At 69.1% G+C, this 16,893-nt stretch carries 18 protein-coding genes; 4 read left to right on the top strand and 14 right to left on the bottom strand.

The window, feature by feature from the left end:
- Window positions 1-319: 319 nt before the first annotated feature.
- From D1604_RS07335 to D1604_RS07325, 3 genes are all read left to right on the top strand, one after another.
- Window positions 320-3,499, top strand: coding sequence for a hypothetical protein (locus D1604_RS07335; RefSeq protein WP_054764190.1), 3,180 nt, complete (start codon window positions 320-322; stop codon window positions 3,497-3,499).
- 85 nt (window positions 3,500-3,584) lie between these two features.
- A complete protein-coding gene (locus D1604_RS07330) occupies window positions 3,585-4,262 on the top strand; it encodes a hypothetical protein (protein ID WP_054764191.1) in 678 nt (225 codons plus the stop codon).
- A 2-nt stretch (window positions 4,263-4,264) separates the two neighbouring features.
- A complete protein-coding gene (locus D1604_RS07325) occupies window positions 4,265-5,302 on the top strand; it encodes a hypothetical protein (protein WP_054764192.1) in 1,038 nt (345 codons plus the stop codon).
- A gap of 443 nt (window positions 5,303-5,745) precedes the next feature.
- Here D1604_RS07325 and D1604_RS07320 read toward each other — a convergent pair whose 3' ends face one another.
- Window positions 5,746-6,411, bottom strand: coding sequence for an HAD hydrolase-like protein (locus D1604_RS07320; protein WP_199683725.1), 666 nt, complete (start codon window positions 6,409-6,411; stop codon window positions 5,746-5,748).
- Window positions 6,412-6,517: 106 nt separating this feature from the next.
- Between D1604_RS07320 and D1604_RS07315 the strand changes: the two genes are divergently transcribed.
- Complete coding sequence (locus D1604_RS07315) at window positions 6,518-6,817, top strand: hypothetical protein (RefSeq protein WP_054764194.1); 300 nt, start codon at window positions 6,518-6,520, stop codon at window positions 6,815-6,817.
- Between the two features lie 22 nt (window positions 6,818-6,839).
- On the opposite strand, the gene D1604_RS07310 is transcribed toward D1604_RS07315, so the two are convergent.
- The 13 genes from D1604_RS07310 to D1604_RS07250 all read right to left on the bottom strand — a co-directional run bounded on the left by D1604_RS07310 (window position 6,840) and on the right by D1604_RS07250 (window position 16,864).
- On the bottom strand, window positions 6,840-7,223 hold the full coding sequence (locus D1604_RS07310; RefSeq protein ID WP_082382559.1) for a helix-turn-helix transcriptional regulator: 384 nt from the start codon (window positions 7,221-7,223) through the stop codon (window positions 6,840-6,842).
- Window positions 7,213-7,398, bottom strand: coding sequence for a hypothetical protein (locus tag D1604_RS07305; protein ID WP_054764195.1), 186 nt, complete (start codon window positions 7,396-7,398; stop codon window positions 7,213-7,215). Before D1604_RS07305 ends, D1604_RS07310 begins: the two co-directional genes overlap by 11 nt.
- Window positions 7,395-7,592 (bottom strand): hypothetical protein, encoded by a 198-nt coding sequence (locus D1604_RS07300; RefSeq protein ID WP_231681368.1) that lies wholly within the window; start codon window positions 7,590-7,592, stop codon window positions 7,395-7,397. Before D1604_RS07300 ends, D1604_RS07305 begins: the two co-directional genes overlap by 4 nt.
- A 110-nt stretch (window positions 7,593-7,702) precedes the next feature.
- The gene (locus D1604_RS07295) at window positions 7,703-8,311 is read right to left on the bottom strand and encodes a lytic transglycosylase domain-containing protein (protein WP_054764196.1); all 609 of its coding nucleotides are present in this window, start codon (window positions 8,309-8,311) and stop codon (window positions 7,703-7,705) included.
- Complete coding sequence (locus D1604_RS07290; RefSeq protein ID WP_082382560.1) at window positions 8,305-8,808, bottom strand: S26 family signal peptidase; 504 nt, start codon at window positions 8,806-8,808, stop codon at window positions 8,305-8,307. The genes D1604_RS07295 and D1604_RS07290 overlap by 7 nt, the downstream gene beginning before the upstream one ends.
- The gene (locus tag D1604_RS07285; RefSeq protein WP_082382561.1) at window positions 8,805-9,983 is read right to left on the bottom strand and encodes a TrbI/VirB10 family protein; all 1,179 of its coding nucleotides are present in this window, start codon (window positions 9,981-9,983) and stop codon (window positions 8,805-8,807) included. Before D1604_RS07285 ends, D1604_RS07290 begins: the two co-directional genes overlap by 4 nt.
- Window positions 9,980-11,029 (bottom strand): TrbG/VirB9 family P-type conjugative transfer protein, encoded by a 1,050-nt coding sequence (locus tag D1604_RS07280; RefSeq protein ID WP_054764198.1) that lies wholly within the window; start codon window positions 11,027-11,029, stop codon window positions 9,980-9,982. The genes D1604_RS07285 and D1604_RS07280 overlap by 4 nt, the downstream gene beginning before the upstream one ends.
- Window positions 11,008-11,691: a conjugal transfer protein TrbF gene (gene trbF, locus D1604_RS07275; protein WP_054764199.1), complete on the bottom strand. Its 684-nt coding sequence runs from the start codon at window positions 11,689-11,691 to the stop codon at window positions 11,008-11,010. The genes D1604_RS07280 and trbF overlap by 22 nt, the downstream gene beginning before the upstream one ends.
- A 2-nt stretch (window positions 11,692-11,693) precedes the next feature.
- A complete protein-coding gene (trbL, locus tag D1604_RS16055; protein ID WP_261339035.1) occupies window positions 11,694-13,079 on the bottom strand; it encodes a P-type conjugative transfer protein TrbL in 1,386 nt (461 codons plus the stop codon).
- Window positions 13,080-13,090: 11 nt separating this feature from the next.
- Window positions 13,091-13,723: a hypothetical protein gene (locus D1604_RS15605; protein WP_054764200.1), complete on the bottom strand. Its 633-nt coding sequence runs from the start codon at window positions 13,721-13,723 to the stop codon at window positions 13,091-13,093.
- A gap of 79 nt (window positions 13,724-13,802) precedes the next feature.
- Window positions 13,803-16,256, bottom strand: coding sequence for a conjugal transfer protein TrbE (gene trbE / locus D1604_RS07260; RefSeq protein WP_119412793.1), 2,454 nt, complete (start codon window positions 16,254-16,256; stop codon window positions 13,803-13,805).
- Window positions 16,257-16,265: 9 nt separating this feature from the next.
- The gene (locus D1604_RS07255) at window positions 16,266-16,544 is read right to left on the bottom strand and encodes a VirB3 family type IV secretion system protein (protein WP_054764202.1); all 279 of its coding nucleotides are present in this window, start codon (window positions 16,542-16,544) and stop codon (window positions 16,266-16,268) included.
- Window positions 16,544-16,864 (bottom strand): TrbC/VirB2 family protein, encoded by a 321-nt coding sequence (locus D1604_RS07250; protein WP_054764203.1) that lies wholly within the window; start codon window positions 16,862-16,864, stop codon window positions 16,544-16,546. Before D1604_RS07250 ends, D1604_RS07255 begins: the two co-directional genes overlap by 1 nt.
- Window positions 16,865-16,893 lie beyond the last annotated feature (29 nt).

The following is a 16,893-nucleotide window of genomic DNA, read 5'->3' as shown; positions in this document are numbered from 1 at the left end:
CGGATATATTTTGGCCGACCGGCACAGATACCCACGAAGCTAGGCTGGAGGCCGCACAACCGTTAGTCTCACTCCGAGAGCGGCGGTCACGCCGGTGGGATCATCGCTGAAAACCACCCTAGAACCTGCCCCTCGCGCCACAGAGGCCGTCGCCAGGGAGCCGCGCATTCTTCGAGTCTTCGCCCACCTCGCCAACCTCACCCAAGGACTGGCCGCACTTCGAAAGCCGTCGCTCCAGCGGATCACGACACGGCTCCACCGCGAGCATCTCCGGCGGAACGTCGCGTCCGCCGGGCTGCGGCATGGATCGGGCCGTCGCATGCTCGCGTTCGTCCGTCGACACTGGCGGGTGTCGCTCCTTGTGGCGATCGCCCTCTACGGCGTTGTCGGCACGATCACCGCCCTTGTGCCGCCCACCGATTACGGACCGCAAATACCGGGCGATCTGGCCGACTATTTCCGCGATCTCCAGACCATCAACCTGGCCCTGCTGGGCGCGCAGGCGACCTTGCTGGGCCTGGTCTATCCCCTGGTGATCGCCTTGGTCGGAATGCTGTTTGAGACGCGGTCCTCGACCGGCCACCGGCTTCAGATCTATTTCTCCGAGACCGAGGCGGCTTCCGTAGGCGGCCTGGCGCTGACCTACATCGCCTTCGTGGCCCTGCAGTCGCTCCTCTACGCCCAGCTCGAGCTCAAGGTCGTCGGCGCGATCACCGTGCTCAACGTGATCTGGTTCGCCATCAATCTCCTGGGCCTGGCCTTCTTTGTTCTGAGAAGCCTGGATTTCATCCAGCCGACCCGCCGCGTTCGACTGACGCGGAGCTACATCGCCAACATCGCCTGGCGCGATCAGTTGCGCGGCCTGATGCTCGCGAACCGCTGGGTGAACGCCGCGAGGTACAAATATCTGCCCGAGGACGCGGCCGAGTCCGAGTTCACCATCACGCCTTTCATCAGCGACGCCGACCTCGTCGCCCGCGAATTCTCCAGCCCACGCCGGCTGCGTGACATCCGCTTCGGCGTACTGTCCGTGGCCCTCAAAGCCAGAACGAAGCGCGCTTCGGCCGAGGACAAGGAAATCCGCACGACGTTAGCGGGATGGCCCGGTCAGGACTACGCCAGCCGCGCGGTCCTGGTTCGAGGCGTGGGTGAAGCGAGCTGGTCCGAACGCCGGCTATTCCTCGCCGCCTTCCGGTTCGGTCCCGTCTCACACGCGGACCCAATCCCGACGACCGAGGGCCTTCTGGCGGAGGGCGCCGCCGATCTCGTCTCGCTGTTCGATGCTGGTCGGCTCGATGATTTCAAGGCGCGCCTGAGGGAACTGCTCGAACAGCACGCGCTCTACTATCAGCTGGCGCAAACGCCCCAGAACCCCGGCGACCCACCCTTCAACTACGGCGCCATGGACGCCGGTTTCCAATCGCTCGCGATGGAATGGGTGCGCGCCTACATCCCCTTGCTGGACCGTCTTGCGGAACGGCTGAGCAGCGACCCCAAGTTTCTGGAGAGCGCGGCCTCGCTTGCCGCCCGGCTTCAGCACCGTGTTGGGAGCGCTCCGCACGAAGCGACCCGCGCATTGTTCTTCCCGACCATGTATCTGGTGCGCGGCCTGCTCCTCACCGCGACGCGCAGTCGAACCCTGTCGCCAGGGACGACGCCCGAGCCGACCTTCGCGTTCTCGGGTCCGAAGGCGGACGCCTATACCCGCGCCTGGCAAGATGTTGTCGGGGGCTGGGAGACCTTCGCCGAAGCTCTCGCTCCGCTCGGGACCAGCAAGCCGGCGCCAGGATGGCCCCAGATCCGGGCCCTGGCGCCGGGTTTGGCGCGACATCTGCGCGACACGGCGATGATGGTCGCCGTGGCGGCTCAATCCGGCGAGACCATCGCCATCCGCTGGACCATCGATCTCATGCTCAAATGGGACGAGCGCAATCGGCGGATCTGGCCGACGTCAAGCCAGGGTTGGGCCGTCGGGCGCGCACTGCCTACTCTGGAGCTGACGTCCCGGGAATGGGAGGCCGTGCCCGCCTCTCTCTACCGTCACGACGATCGCCCCGCAGAACCGATCGATGTCTTCGACGCGGCGATCGAGAACGCCTGGCGAGACACCCTTCTGGTGCTCGTCTGCAGCCTGATCGGACGCTCCGTTTCTCCCGCTCCCGGCGTGGTGAATGACGGCGCGGCCATGGCCGCCTGCGCCCTGTTCCAGAATCGGGAGTTCGACGCCGGCGCCTCCTATCACCCGCGTTCCGCCCCGCTGGTCACGGAGGAAATCCTGCGCTCGATCCTCCGCCTCGTCGGCGAGTCCGGTCGTGACGACGCAGCCTACGGGCGGTCCATCGAGGAGCTCGCCGAGCAAATCAGCCGCCTGGAGGGGCCGAACTACATCTCCGGTCGGGTCTATGGGTGGTCGGGAGAGGCGTCTCTCTGGGGTCAGAACACGACCCATGGCCTGCTGATCGCCGCCAGCCTGAATACACTGCCCGCCGGAAGAACGGGCAAGATCGGCGTGTCGGGCACGATCAGAACCCTTCTTCTGCCAGCCTCCGATGAAGCGCGACGAGCGATCATCCGGCATCTGGAGGGAATCCGCGATGCATTGCCCGGGATCGATCGTGTCCACGGAGCGGGGATAGCGTCCGCACTGACCGCATCCGTGATCGATGTGCCCGAGCTCGAGACACGTCTGGACCGGGTGCGGGAGTGGTTGGAGGAATGCCTTTCGCTCATCCACGTCGCGCGTGAGCAGGTCCTGTTGTCCGCTCCAGTCGACACCGCCGCGCTGAGGGCGATTTCCGACGCCGCCCAAACCAAGGGCTTCTCCAAGGCAGAAGGGGCCTTCCCGGTATCGGCCTTCGCCGTGATCGATCAATCCTCCGACGCTCTGAAGCCTAGGGTCTATCGCCAGACGCACGTCCGCCGAGGAAGCTACGTCTTGCCCCCGATGGACGACCGGATGGGCAGCGAGGGAGAGTGGTGGGCGCACGAACTCGTGGGTCGCGTGGGCGAGATCGTGCTTCTCGATGTGCTCGAGGCCTCCACCCCGTCGCGACGATCCCCGCGCAGCGCAGCGACCTATTGGAAGGCTCTGTCCGAAGCGCTCGAGGCCGTGCGCGCGACCGGGCAATCACCCGTGGTGATCCGGCCTCATCGGCAGGACCCTAAATGTCTCTGGGACTGGACCCACGGCAGCGGCGATCGCCCATCGGACTTCGCCTTCGTGCGCCAGCCGAATGAAGACGACAGCTACGACTTCCATCTCAACGGTACGCCCGTCTACTCGTCGAGAGCCGCGAACGGAGCCACATGGGTGTTCGGCGTGGAGCGGCTGGATCGGCTGACGTTCCAATCCTTCGGCGAAGAGGGTCTGACGAAACTGACGCTGGAGCCGGATGCGGCGAATCCGTGGTCGGCCTCCCTGCGTCTTGAGTGGGCACGCAGGGTCCGCCTGTCCGACGGCCCGGCGTTCCGCATCTCGCACCCCAAGCCATCGTCGTGACAGCCCGGCGATCGCGTTCCCGCCATGGACGGCGCTCGGCCGTGTTCCTACAGTTGCCCCACCTGAATGTTCGGAAGGTCACGCAGTGACAGAGGCGCTCCTCAATCAACTGGTCGAAACGGTAGAGGCGCACTACGCCGCCCCCGAGGCGCCGCCGCTGCTCGCATCGCGCTTTGGGCATAGCAACAAGGCCCTCCTGAACGACCTGAAGGGCGCCTATGGCGGACTGCTGGCTGCCGTCCGGGCCGCCGGCGAGGACCGCCTCAGGATCGCCGACACCCGCCCCGGGCGGGAGGTCATCGCGCCGGCGGACCGGGCCGCCGATATCGGCAATGAGGTGCAGCAACTGTCTGCGACGGCGCGGGCGGCCGGCTCCAGTTTCGACAGTCTTCCGAAGTCCGTTCAGATCGCCTTCTGTGTTCGGACCGAGGCCGGGGAAGTCGTCACCCTTCGTGTGACCTCGCCCTACGACTACAAACGCATCAAGGCCGGTGAAATGGTTCGGCCCGGCTTCCGCATCATCGCGGAAGAATATCGCAAGCCCGGTCTCGCCCTCGCTTCAGCCACCGTCCAGGACAAGCAGGCTTTGTGGCGACAGTTCCTCGCCTGGGCCCAGCAGGAGCAGCTCGACCCTGCGACCTTCCAGGCCGCCAAGAAAGACAGCAACGCCCTGGCCCGGTTCCTCGCCGCCCAGCCTTCGGACATTATCGGCCGCATCGTCATTCCGGCCGATATCGCAGAGATGCTTCTTCGGCGGAGCTAGGCGTGGCGGGGAAGGTCAAGACCAAGGCGAAGCCTGTTTCGCGAGCGAAGACACGCGGCGTCGCCGGCCGAGCGCCGCTGCTTGTGCTCGCGGGCTTGCCGCAAGCCAGCGCCGCCGCCGCCGCGAACACGATCAACAACGACGGAAGGACGCCTTGGCGGGCGACTACGGTCGCCTTCCCGGATCGCGACCCCGTTTACGACGTCGCAGCCGTCGAGGAGCTCGCTGCTCAGGTTCTCGCCTATGCCAGGGAGAACTATCAGGGCGAAGAGAACCCGGTGAACCCGACCCGCATCGTTCTCGCCTATGTCGACGATGAGTGGACCCAACCGTTATGGGAGGTCTTCGGCAGCGCCGTCTTCCCGATACGCATGGCGGACCCTGGCTGGGAGTGGCCGGACGGTCGCCCATGGCGTTTTGACGCTGATGCCGTGCATGCAGCCGTGAACCGCGCACGCGTCACCGCCGAAAGTGAGGAGGTGAACGGCACCCGGCGAAGGCTCGAAGCCCATCGTCGCGACGATCCGTTGCTTCTGCCGGCCCGAAACTTCGAGCTGGCCCGAAATGCGGTGTTTCATGACCGCTTCCTCGCCCTGCTGGAGAGCGGGATCGCACCTGCGGACATCGCCGCGATCGACGAGGACGTCGAGCGCCGCAAGTTCCCGTTCAAGCATCTGCCGAAATTCTACGCCAAGACAGGCGGGCAGAATAAGAGCTTCGCAATCGACCGACGCGACCTCGTCTTTGCGAAGGCTCATGTGGGCCAGGACGGAGGGGTCCACGATATCCCTGCGGACGCCGAAGAGGACCTGACCGCGGCCAGGCTGCGTCGGGAACTTGAAAGCCGCTTCCGGTTCGGGACCCCGCTTCAGCCCCCCGGCTTTCAGCACGATGTTCAGAGGGAGTTCGGCACCCCTCTGGTCCGGGAGCGCATGTTCTGCATCGATCGCGGCCCGGTGCATGTGTTTGGGGATCACGCCAACGTCTTCGGCAGCGACATGATCACCGCACACCGGATCGAAGACGCCCAGAATGAGTAAAGGGCGGGTGCTGGTGCACCCGCCCGATACATAGTCGCGTTATCTTCGTTTACCGCCGATTCAGTTGAGGTCTCAACTGCGTCGGCCCCAAAGCTCCAAGGCCCTATGTCCCCAGTGCCCGGTTTCAACGGATCCAAGATCCTCGGCGACGGCGAGAGAGGTGTTATCCCCTCGTCAGTCCCGTGCACTTCCACCAAAAATGGCTCAGGTGCGAATTAGGATAACGCAAAAACCTGCGTACTATTTAGGCGCAAACCGCCTTCACGACAAGCCGCACGCTTTAAAGCGCGCTGTGGAGGTGCGCCGGGCGTTGAGAACATGTGAGATTCGCATGCGCTCACGCCTTTAGCCGAAGCCTGTACATACGCGTGAGCCGCACCGGGCGGCGCCATTCTAACGTAGAGACAGGCCGACAGGTAGGTCGCGGCGATCGTGAACCGTCGTCAGGCCAAGAGCACAGCGGCAGCCTCGGCCGGCGTATGGACCATGTAGTCCGGCACGGCGGCGCTGAGAGCCGAGGCCGCTCCGTATCCCCAGGACACGGCCATGGCGGCCACATGAACGTGGTGCGCCGCTTCGATGTCCCGCACCTCGTCGCCGACGGCGCAGACGCGGGCCGGTTCGACATCCAGTTTACGGATCAGGGAAGAGAAGCGCGCCCCCTTGCCGAACAGCGACGCGCCGCAGCTAAAGGCGGAGATCAACGCCGCCGATGGCCCGAGCACCGCGCGGACGTTCTCTTCGCTGTTGGAGCTGACCACGGCAGACCGGACGCCGCCGTCATGCAGCCGCCGCAGAAGATCGGGGACGCCTTCGAACAGCGCGATCTGGTGCGCCTCATCGGCCATTCGCTTGCGCAAATCGGCGGCGATCCCCGGCAGGCGGAGCGGCGACACGCCCAACGCCTTGACGACGTCTCGGGTCGGCAGGCCCCGAAGACGTTCGATCTCCGCCACATCGGGAGACCGGAAACGATGAGCCTCGGCGAGGCTCGGCAGCTGGGCGATGAACCATGCCGCGCTGTCGGCGAGCACGCCGTCGAAGTCGAACAGGACGAGTTTGTATTGGGCCATTCGGATCGCCATAGCGGGAATACGGTCGGCGGGCACGGGGTCCCGCCCCGCTACGTCCCGCTGGCGATAAGAAACAGGGTGAATGGGGCCGTTAACGGCGACGCTTAAACGAGCCTTCAGCGCCTCGCACTAGGTGTCGGGAATGAGCTTCCCCGTCGCCAGACCCGATCGCCGCATTCTCGCGCGCCGCCGGTGCGCCGAACAGTGCGTCATCGAGTACGGCCAGGGAGAGACAGCGCCCGGGGTGCTGCGCCAGCTCGATCTGCACGGCGCTCGCGTCAGATTGCTCCAACGGGGCGCCTCGCTCTCGGGCGATGTCCGCATCCTCACGCAGGCCGGCGACGAGGTTTTCGGCGCGACGGCCTGGCGCATCGGCGACGTGCTCGGCGTGCGGCGGCACTCCCGATCCGAAGCCAGGATCAGGGCGCTCGGGGCAAGCTGAACCCCGCACTAGACCCAAGGCGCTAGAAGTCGAAGCCAAGCTGACCCTCTGCAATGACAGGGCCGCTCCGACGCCGGGGGCGCGACTTCGGCTTGCTTCCTCGCGGTGACGGCGACGGGTTCGGCTTTGCCGTCGGCGTCGCGATGACGCGGTCTTCGCGAGGACGGGGCGGCGTCGGCCTGATCGGTCGTGTCGCCGGCTGGGGTTCCGGTGCCGTGGAACCGCGGCTCTCGTTCCAGCGGGCGATATCGCGCTCGCGCCAGGCCACCCGTCCGGGCGAGATCGACACCGGCTCCGGAAAGTCTCCGGCCTGACGCATGCGCCAGGCGGTCGTGCGGCCGAGGCCCGTCAGGTCCCGGACCTGCCGCCAGCCCAGGAACCGCTCGAGCCCGTCGTCATGGGCCATGACGCTGCTCCAGAAGCGCCGTCGCGCGATCCCCCATGACCGAGGCGAGCGCCGCCGCATCGTTGGCCGCGTCCAGGGGATCCCGGCTCCACCAGACCAGCAGCACGGCCTTGAGCGGATAGCTGACCGTCGGATCGTTCATCAGGGTCTCGAGACTGGGGCGGGTGGTCGTCATGGGGTCGCCTCCCGACGCCGGGCCTCCCGCCGCAGCCGCTGGCGCTCGCTGGATGAGGCGGCGGGCGCCGTGATCTGGGCCTCGGCCCAGGTCTCCAGCAAGTCCAGCGGGTAGTAGGGCTTGTTTCGGATGTGCCGGCACGGCGGGCCGCCCGACCCGGTCGAATAGGCGCGCGCCAGGGTCGTCGGCTTCATCCGGATGCCTTTGCCCTCCAGGAATACGGACGCCTCCGCGCGGGTCAGGAGCGTCTCCCGGGGCGACGACGCGGCCGCCTCCGCGCCGTCATGAGGGGCCGTCGCGAAGGTCACAGCCCGGCCTCCGCCGGGACGCATTCCCGCGACGATCGCACCCCGCGCCCCGCCGTGAGCGCCAGGTAGCAGTTGATCACCGAGACGACGTAATTCTGGGTCTCGGTGATGTTCGGGATCCGGCCCAGCCGGGCGACCCGATCCGGTCCCGAATTATAGGCCGCGAGGGCAAGGCGGAGGTCGCCGAAGCGGAGGATCTGCCGGGCCAGATAGTCGGCCCCTCCCCGCAGATTCTCATAGGGATCGAAACGGTCGCGCACGTCGAGATCCGCGGCGGTGCCCGGCATCAGCTGGGTCAGGCCGCAGGCGCCGGCGTGAGAGCAGGCCTGGGCGCGATAGGCGCTTTCCACCACGACCAGGGCATGGAGCAGCTTGCGATCCAGACCATGCCGGTCGGCCGCTTCGGCGATGGCGTCGGCGAAGGGCTGGTCAAGGTCCGCCAGACGAACGGCCTCGAGGCCAGCGGCCTCCGGTGCGGGTGCTTCCGGAACGACGCCCACGAACAGGTCGCCGCCGGCCGGACGCCAGTCGACGCGGGTCTGGGCCGCGACCGGCGTCGCCGCCATGGCGATGACGGCGGCAAGAGGAAGAAGGTGGCTCACCATGTCAGGGTCTCCCGATAGACGCCCTCGATCTGGGCGGTCCTCACCGGCCCGAAGTACCGGCTGTCCAGGCTGGACGGCGTATCGCCGAGCAGAAGTCGTTCGTCGGCGGCGAGCCTGCGACAGCCTCGCCAGGCCGGAAGCGCGACGCCCGCGCTATCCCGGGCGTGGATGCGGACGGTGCGCATCGGCGCGATCAGCCACCGGCCGTCCGAACACACCATCTCGCCGCCCGTCGCCGCCACCCGTTTGATCAGCCGCACCTCGCCGGGCATCCCCTGGCGCGAGAGATAGGGCCGCACGATCTCGGGCTGACGAATGGCGACCACCGCGCCGCGCTCGATGTCCCGGGCGTCGGCGCGGACATAGACGCCCCGAGGCAGGCTCGGGCTCTCATTGATCAGGGCGACGGCGGGCCGCTGCGCCGCGACCCCGCCGACGGCGAAGAGGCCGACGGCGGGCGCGACGGCCGCCACGAGAAGACAACGAAGACGGGTCATCGGCGGTACGGCTCCAGAATGAGGTCGCGGGTGATCATCACCCGAACCGGAGCCCCCGCCCGGACCCTTATGGACGGCTGGACGCCGAGCTCGCGATCGACGAGCCGTCCGCCGACCTGGGAGGCCTCGATCGAGGCTGCGCTCCCCGCACTGGCGGCGAACGAGCGGTCCTCGGATCCGCCGCGCGCCAGTTCGCCCAGGGTCGTGATGGCGCCCGCGAACAGGGTCGCCACGCCGAGCGGCAGAAGCCTTCGATCCACCTCTCCCCGCACGCCGACCGCGCCCTGCGCGTCCACGCCCGGTTCTTCGGACAGGATCAGGCTCTTGCCGTTGGGAAGGATCAGCCGATCCCAGACCAGGAAGGCCCGACGGTCGCCGTGGGCGCTCTCGCCTTCGTGGCGTCCGATCAGGCGCGTCCCCTGCGGGACGACGAGATGGCGACCGGTGATGGAGTCGAACACATTCTGGCTGACCGTGGCCACGACCGGGCCGGGACGCGAGGTGTCCACGGCCGTCAGCAGCACGCCCGGGATGATGGCGCCGGCCTTCAGCTCATAGGGGGAAACCGGCGCCAGGAGGCCGTGGGGACTGTAGATCGCGCCATAGTCCCGCATCGCCGGGGACGGCGGCGCATCCGATCGCCCGCCTCCGGCCGGAGCGGCGGCCCCGCTCGACGGGCCTCCGAAGAACAGCCCGGACGCCGCCGCCTGCTCCACCGGTCGCGGCCCTCTGGGCGTCGCGGCGTATGAGGGCGCCGGCACGCGAGCGGGCGGCGGCGAGGCGACGGGAGGTTCATCTTCCGGCGTGGCGCCCCGGCGCTCCGGCAAGGCGTCCGCCCGGGCGAGCCGGTCATAGCTCGCGGGCTGGTCGGTCACCCGCTCCGAGGGTCGAACGCTGCCCCGGGCCTCGCCCGCGCCACCGGCCTCGGCGGCGTCCCGGGCCTGACGCGTCATCTGCGGCTGGACGACGAAGGCCCAGGCGAGCGAGCCGGACACAAGCAGGGCGGCGACCATCACCGCGCCCTGGACGACGAGCTTGCGGATGCGGACGGCGCCCGGCCGCGGCGCCCGGCCCATCAGGGGCGGCGGAGGCGCCTTGGGCGTCGCTGTCGGGGTGGACGGAGGCGGGGCGACGTCGTCGCGAGGGGTGTCTGGAGAGAGATTGGGATCGGTCATCGGGCGGCTCCCGGAATGCGACGGATGCGGACGATTTGCGGACGACGGTCTCCGAGCCGGAGCTCGGCTTCGTCGAACAGCCTGTCGACGATCAGGACGCCGTCTGCCTGCCGGTAGTTGACCAGCTGGAGTTCCTCGCCGGCCCGGACGAAGAGGGCCGGCGCCTCATCGATCGAGGCTCCCGGCGACAGGGTGATGAAGGTCCGTGCGCCGTCATTGAAGACGGCGGTCGGAGCCCAGCGCGGGGAGCGGCCTCGCGCCTCGATCCTGTAGCGGGCGTCGAGGGGCCCCTGAGGCGTCGCCGCCTGCACATCGACCGGCGGCAGGCCCGACAGCGGGTCGGCGACCGGGCGGCTCGAGGCGGCGAAGCCATAATCCCAGGCGATGGCGGCGTTGAAGGCGTCGGCGGCGCCGCTGCGCAAGGTCAGGAGATAGACCCGCTGGCTGGTGGTCAGGACGAGGTTGGTCTCCAGACCCGCCTGCAGGGGTTTGATCAGGACATGGGTCCGGGCGGAGGCGCCGGCGCCCGACTGGCTCTCGCCGATCTGCCAGCGCACCGTATCCCCGGCCGCCTTGGCCGTGACCGTCTCGCCCGGCGCCAGGGTGAGGGTCGTGACCCGCAGGGGGGCGGTCCAGACCTCGTAGACCCGACCGTCGGACCAGCCGAACACCTGGACTCCGCCCACGAAGCCGTCGGCGCTGGAGGCGGCGCGAGCGGATCGATTGGCTTGTGCGATCGCGGCGCGTCCGGACGGCGTCTCCGGCGGCGGCGTCTCGGCACGACGTCGACGCGGCGGCTCCGCCTGGGCGACCGCCTCGAGGTAGGGTCGTGCGGTGGAGTCCGGCTCTACGGGAGGCGGAGCCGGGTCCGCCTCAGACGAAAGGACGGGCTCGGGCGCGACTTCGGGGGTCGGGACCTCGGGCGTGATCGCCTCGGCCAAAATGACGGGGTCGGCGTCCGGCCCTCGCAGCAGGGCGCAGCCGGAGAGCGCGATAGCGGCGAACGCCGAAAGGGCGGTCACGCTCAGGAAGCGTCGGGGGTCCATGAGACATCCTCGATCTTGAGGCCAAGGGGATTGCGCATCAGCTCGGCCTCGTTGCGCGGCGGCTGATGGGCGACGGTGATCAGGGCGCGCCAACGCTCGGCCCCGGCCTGCTGGCCGTTCACGAACCGGGTCTCACGCCATTGCAGGTCGAAGGTGCGGTCGCTGCGGCGGACCACGTTCAGCACCTCGACATTGACCGCCTCGCGGCCGGCCTCCGCGAACGGATCATTGGCCTGGGCCCAGTCGTTCAGAAAGGCCGAGGCCTTCGGCGTGAGGAGGTCGTAGGCGCGCAGCCAGTTCTGCCGGATCACGATCGGATCGATCGATTTCGACCGAACGTCCCGGATCCATTGCGCGAGGGCATAACCGGTCTGGGCCTCGGTCGGTTCGTACCGGCCGTCCAGGGCCGTGATCCTCTGGGTCTGCCCCCAGTCGGACACCTCCACGACGAAGGGCCGCACCACCGCCCGATCGGCCTGGACCCACCAGCCGGCGCCGAGAAAGGCCGCCAGCGCGAGGTTGGCCAGGGCGATACGGCGCCAGTTGCGGGCATGGGCGATGGAGAGCCCCATCCGGTCGTCCCAGACCTGGCCTGCCCTCTGGTAGGGAGTGGCCTCGGGCGACGCAGTCAGGGCGCGCTTGGGCTTGAAGAAGGGATGCATGCTCAATCCTCGGATCTGACGGTGGGCTTGAGGGCGCCGCTGTTCTCGCCGGCCGGCATCAGGGCGCGACCGGAGTTGGCGATAAAGAAGGCCTGGAGGGCGGCGGATCGGCCGGCGGCGCGTCCCCCCTTCGCGCCCCCGCCCAACGACCGGTCCTCGGACAGGGACGGCCGGGAACGGGTCTCAGCCTGGGGCCCGGCCTGGCCCGGAGGCGGCCCGGACGAATCCGGCTGAGGGGGCGGCGCCTCCGACGGCGCCGGGGTGGGAGAACTCGGGGCCGCCGCAGCGCCCGAGGTCGGCGCGGCGCCGCCGGTGGAGGGCGCCGGATCTCGCGTGCGCCCGGCGGGCCCCAATCCGGGTCCAGGGCCCGGTGATGGCCGCGGTCCGCCGCCCGAGGGCGCGCCTCCCGAGGAAGGGCCGGGTCCCGATGGTCGCGCCGCGGACGCGGCCCCGGCGGCGGATCGCGACGACCCGCCGATCGCCGCGGCCCGTCCGGCCATGGCGCCGACGCCCGCGACCCCGCCGGCGACGAGGGCTCCCGCCCCGGCGACGGCGAGCCCGCTGGTCAGGGCCGCGCCCGCCCCGAGGGCGGGGCCGCCGGTCACCAGGGCCGAGGCCAGGTTGGGGATGAAGATCGCCAACATCGCCAGCAGCAGGGCAGCGACCAGGATCGTGAGGGCTTCATAGATGTCGGGATTGGCGGAGGGCTGAAGCTGGTCGAAGATCGTCCGCGCGCCGGAGACGACGATGGCCAGGGCCAGCACCTTGAGCCCCGAGGAGACGACATAGCCGAGCGGTCGTTCGGCCAGGAAGGCGGTCTTGTTCCAGATGCCGAACGGCAGGAGGACGAAGCCGCCCAGGGTGACGATCTTGAACTCGAGCAGGGAGACGATGATCTGCAGGGCCAGGATGGCGAAGGCCAGCATGATGCCGATCATCGCCAGACCGAGAATCAGGGCGTCGGCCATATTGCCCATGACGTCGAGCGGGTTCTCGACCGGGGCCGGCGTCTCTCCCAGGGCCTTCACGATCTCCCAGCCCTGCTGAAGGATGGCTCCAGGGTTGAGGAACTCCTCGCGCGACAGCGAGCCTCCCCCGGCCGTCAGACCCAGCTCCAGAAACCCGGCGTAGAGGGTCTCGGACAGGGCCTGCCAGTCGTTGATGATCCAGGCGAAGGCGCCGATCAGCAGGACCTTTCCGAAGCCGGACGCCAGGACCTCCCTGTTGGGCGAGAGCGCCCACTGGATCCCTGTCAGGGCCACGACGAGCGCGATCAGCAGACCGAAGACACCGTTGACCGACCCGGACAGGGCGTCGAAGCCGGCGGTGACGGTGTTGGAAAACACCACCATCAGCTCGTTCGGGGTCTCCATTCCGGGGCCGGCCATGACAGCGCTCCTCAGTCCCGGGCGTGGGGCAAGGGGTTGAAGGACGGAGCGGCCGGCGTGGCGGTCCCCCGTTCCCAGAAGCGGCGGCGCGCCTCGATCGCGGCTTCGCGGTCGGCGGCCTGACGCGCCGCGCCCTCGGCCATCAGCCGGGACTGGGCCAGAAGCACGGTCCGCATGCTGGCCAGATCCTCGGCCAGAACGGACAGCATCTGGGTCGAGGACTGGATCGCGGCCGTCTCGCCCTCCGCCGCCTCGCTCGCGGCCATGGCCCCGCGCAGGCGGCCGTCGCGGCTCTGGGCCAGTCGCTCCAGCTCGGCCGCCGTGCGCGCCAGGTCCTCGGCGGTCCGGCGCGCGGTCGTGGACCGATCGGCGCCGAGGGCCGTGAGGTCCGAGAGGGAGAGATCGTCCGGATACAGATCCGCGAACTGCCGCTGAACGCCATCGAGGGTCGAGGCCGTCCCCCGGACCGTGCGCGCCAGCTCGCCGATGTCGCGCAGGGTCTCAGACGATCCCGCGAGATGGCTGTAGGGCGAAGCGGCGAGGCTGCGGGCCTGATTGGCCAGAGTGCGAGCCTCATTGGCGAGGCTCTCGATCTGCCTGGCGGCCGAGAGCATCGCCTCGACATCGGCCTTGGCGTCATACACCGCCCATTGCGCGCTCGCCGGCTGGGGCGCCGCCGCAAGGGTCAGCGAAAGCGCTGCAAGCCCGCAGAGCCAGCGTCGGCTATTCGGCCGCGAGACGATGGGCGACGGCCGGATCGAAGCTGTCGAAGACGTTGTCGACATGATGGACTCCCTTGGCTTTGAGGAATTCGCGGGCGAAGCGGTCAGGCCGCGGATCGGCCGGATCGAGAGCCGCCAGCACGCTCTCGATGAGAGTCTGGTCCTCGGGAGACGAGGCGCCGCAGAGGGCGAGCCCGGCTCCGCTGAGCTTGAGGTCGAAAAGCCGCCGCCCTTCGGGCTGACGCAGGTAGTAGGTGCGCTTGGGGGTGGCCCAGGCGATCAGCTCCAGCTGGCGGCGGTTGAGACCGAACATCCGGTAGAGGTCCGCCGAGGCCGGCTCGAGCGCGCGGGGGTTGGGCAGGAAGATCTGGGTCGGGCAGCTTTCGATCAGGGCCGAGGCGATCGACGAGCGCACGACGTCGTCGAGCGACTGGGTGGCGAAGACCACCGCCACGCCCTTCTTGCGGAGCGTCTTCAGCCACTCGCGGATACGGGCGGCGAACGCCGTCTCGCCGAGGAACAGCCAGGCCTCGTCGAGGATCAACAGGGTCGGCCGGCCGTCGAAGCCGCGCTCGATCTCGTGGAACAGCGCCGCGAGTACAGGCGCGACCGCCGACGGGGTCGCCATCAGGCTCTCGAGCTCGAAGCATTCGAAGGCGGCGAGCGTCTCGTCTTCCGGAGCGACGCCGTCGATCAGGGCGCCATGAGGCCCCTTGAGCGTCAGGGGCTCGAGAGCCGCGGCCACGGCCTTGTCCTGGACCAGGGCCGTGAAGACGGTCAGCGTCCGCTGCGCCACGGGGGCCTGGGCCAGGGCGCCGAGCGCGGCCCAGATCTCCTCGCGAATGCGCGGCGTCGGCTCGAGGCCCGCGAGCCGGACGGCATCCGCCAGCCACTCCGAGGCCCAGGCCCGTTCGCCGTCATCCTCGATGCGCGCCAGGGGCTGGAGGGTGAACGCGCCGCCGGGCTGGAGCGGATGCCAGCGCCCGCCGACCGCCAGGGCCGCGGCCCGCGCGCTGCGGCCCTTGTCGAAAACCACGACCCGCCCCTCGGGATAGCGGAACCATTGAAGGGCGAGGAAGGCGAGCAGCGCGCTCTTGCCCGAGCCGGTCGGCCCAACGACCATCGCATGGCCGACGTCGCCCACATGCAGGGCCAGCCGGAACGGCGTCGATCCACTGGTCCTCGCGACCGCGAGCGGCGGCCCCTGCAGGCGCGGGTCCGATGTCGGTCCGGCCCAGACCGCCGAGACCGGCAGGAGGTCGGCGAGGTTCAGGGTGGAGACCAGAGGCCGACGCACATCCGCATAGGGCTCGCCCGGCAGGGAGCCCAGCCAGGCCTCCACGGCGTTCAGGTCCTCGGTGCGGGCGACGAAACCCTGGGCGTTGAGCGTCGCCTCGATCGCCCGGGCCTGTTCCGCCGCCCGTTCGGGATCGCGCGCCATCACCGTGATCGTCGTGGTCAGATAGCCGTAGGCGCAGGCGTCCGAGCCGAGGGCTTCGAGCGCGCCGTCGCACTCGTCGGTCTTGGCCGCCGCATCCGTATCGAGGAGCGGGACCTCCTCCTTGGTGATGGCCTCGCGCAGGAGAACCCCGACCCCCTTGCGCTTGGCGAACCAGCGCTTGCGCAACTTGACGAGCTCCACCTCGGCGTCCGCCTTGTCCAGACCGATCCAGCGCGCGCTCCAGCGATAGGGGAAGGGCAAGGCCCCGAGGGCGTCGAGCAGTCCCGGCCGCGTGCTCGCCGGAAGCCCCCGCACCGAGACCACCTTGAGCGTCTGGCCGTCCAGTGTCGGAGACACGCCGCCGAGCAGGGGCGCGTCCGCCAGCCAGGCGTCGAGGAACATCGGCGTCGCGGGCAGCGCGAGCCGGACCGACCTCGGAGACACGCAGTCGTGCAGCCAGGTCAGGATCTCCACGTCGTCGAGCATCGCGACTTCCGGAAGGGCGTCGGCCAGAAGGTCGACGATCTGCGCGGTCTCGCGGGCGAAGGCGTCCAGGGCGGTGCGCCAGTCCCGGCTCGCCGGATCTGCGCCGTCGAACAGGACGCGCTCCACCCGGCGGGTCTGGTCCGCCGGCGGAAGCCAGGTCAGGGCCGCCCGATAGTCGGTCTCGTAGGCCGGCTCGCTGGTCTCGAAGAGGGAGCGGCGCTCGGCGTCGACCAGCCAGGCCGCGGCGATCTCGAACTCACTCGTGGGATAGGGCTGGGCGGGGCGGCGACGGGCCTCGACATGGAGGCACCATCCGCTGCCCAGACGCTTCAGGGCGTTGTTGAGCCGCGCTCGAACCGACATCAGCTCCAGGTCGGAGGCTGACTCCAGATCCGGCCCCCGGAACCGCAGGCCGCAGGTGAAGGAGCCGTCCTTGTTCAGCACCACCCCGGGAGCGACCATGGCCGCCCAGGGCAGATGATCGGCCAGAAGCGCGGGCCGGCGGCGATGTTCATCCAGAAAGCGCATGCTCAGGTCTCACGCATCGAGATGGCCCGGCAGGGCCAGATGGCGGCGAAGGACGTCGAAGAACCGCTTGTCAGCCCGTGCGGCGTAGAGTCCGATCGCGTGGGCGACCGCCCACCACAGGAGGCCCAGCCACCAGATCCGCAGCGCCAGCCCCAACACAACCGCCACGGTGCCCATCAGGATGGCGTAGTCGCGAGGCATCCCCGCCAGGGTGACCGGCTCGGTCAGGGCTGCCGCGACCGGAAGATCCCAGCCTGGCGGGCGGTGATCGGACGACGTCTCGGACATCAGGCGATCTCCGCCCCGCCGGCGAAGCCGAAGAACTGCAGGAAGAAGGTCGAGGCGGCGAAGGCGATCGAGAGGCCGAAGAGTATCCCGAGCCCTCGCCGCATGGACGATCCGTTCTCGCTCATGGCGACCCCGGCGCCGAACAACACCACCGCCACGACGGCGGCGGCCTGGACGACCGGCCCGGTGATCGATTCCACGATCTGCTGGAGCGGTCCCTCCCAGGGCATCCCGGATCCGCCCGCCAGGGCCTGTCCGGCAAAGAACAGGCCGCAAGTCACCGTCGCGGCCGAAAGGCCACGTTGAAGTAAACGTCGCATGGTTTGAGTTCCTGTGGTCGGGCCGGAAG

This window comes from Brevundimonas sp. LPMIX5, from assembly GCF_003576505.1.
Classification (GTDB): domain Bacteria; phylum Pseudomonadota; class Alphaproteobacteria; order Caulobacterales; family Caulobacteraceae; genus Brevundimonas; species Brevundimonas naejangsanensis.
The sequence above is the reverse complement of the archived record's forward strand: the minus strand, read 5'-3'. Positions and strand labels throughout refer to the sequence as shown.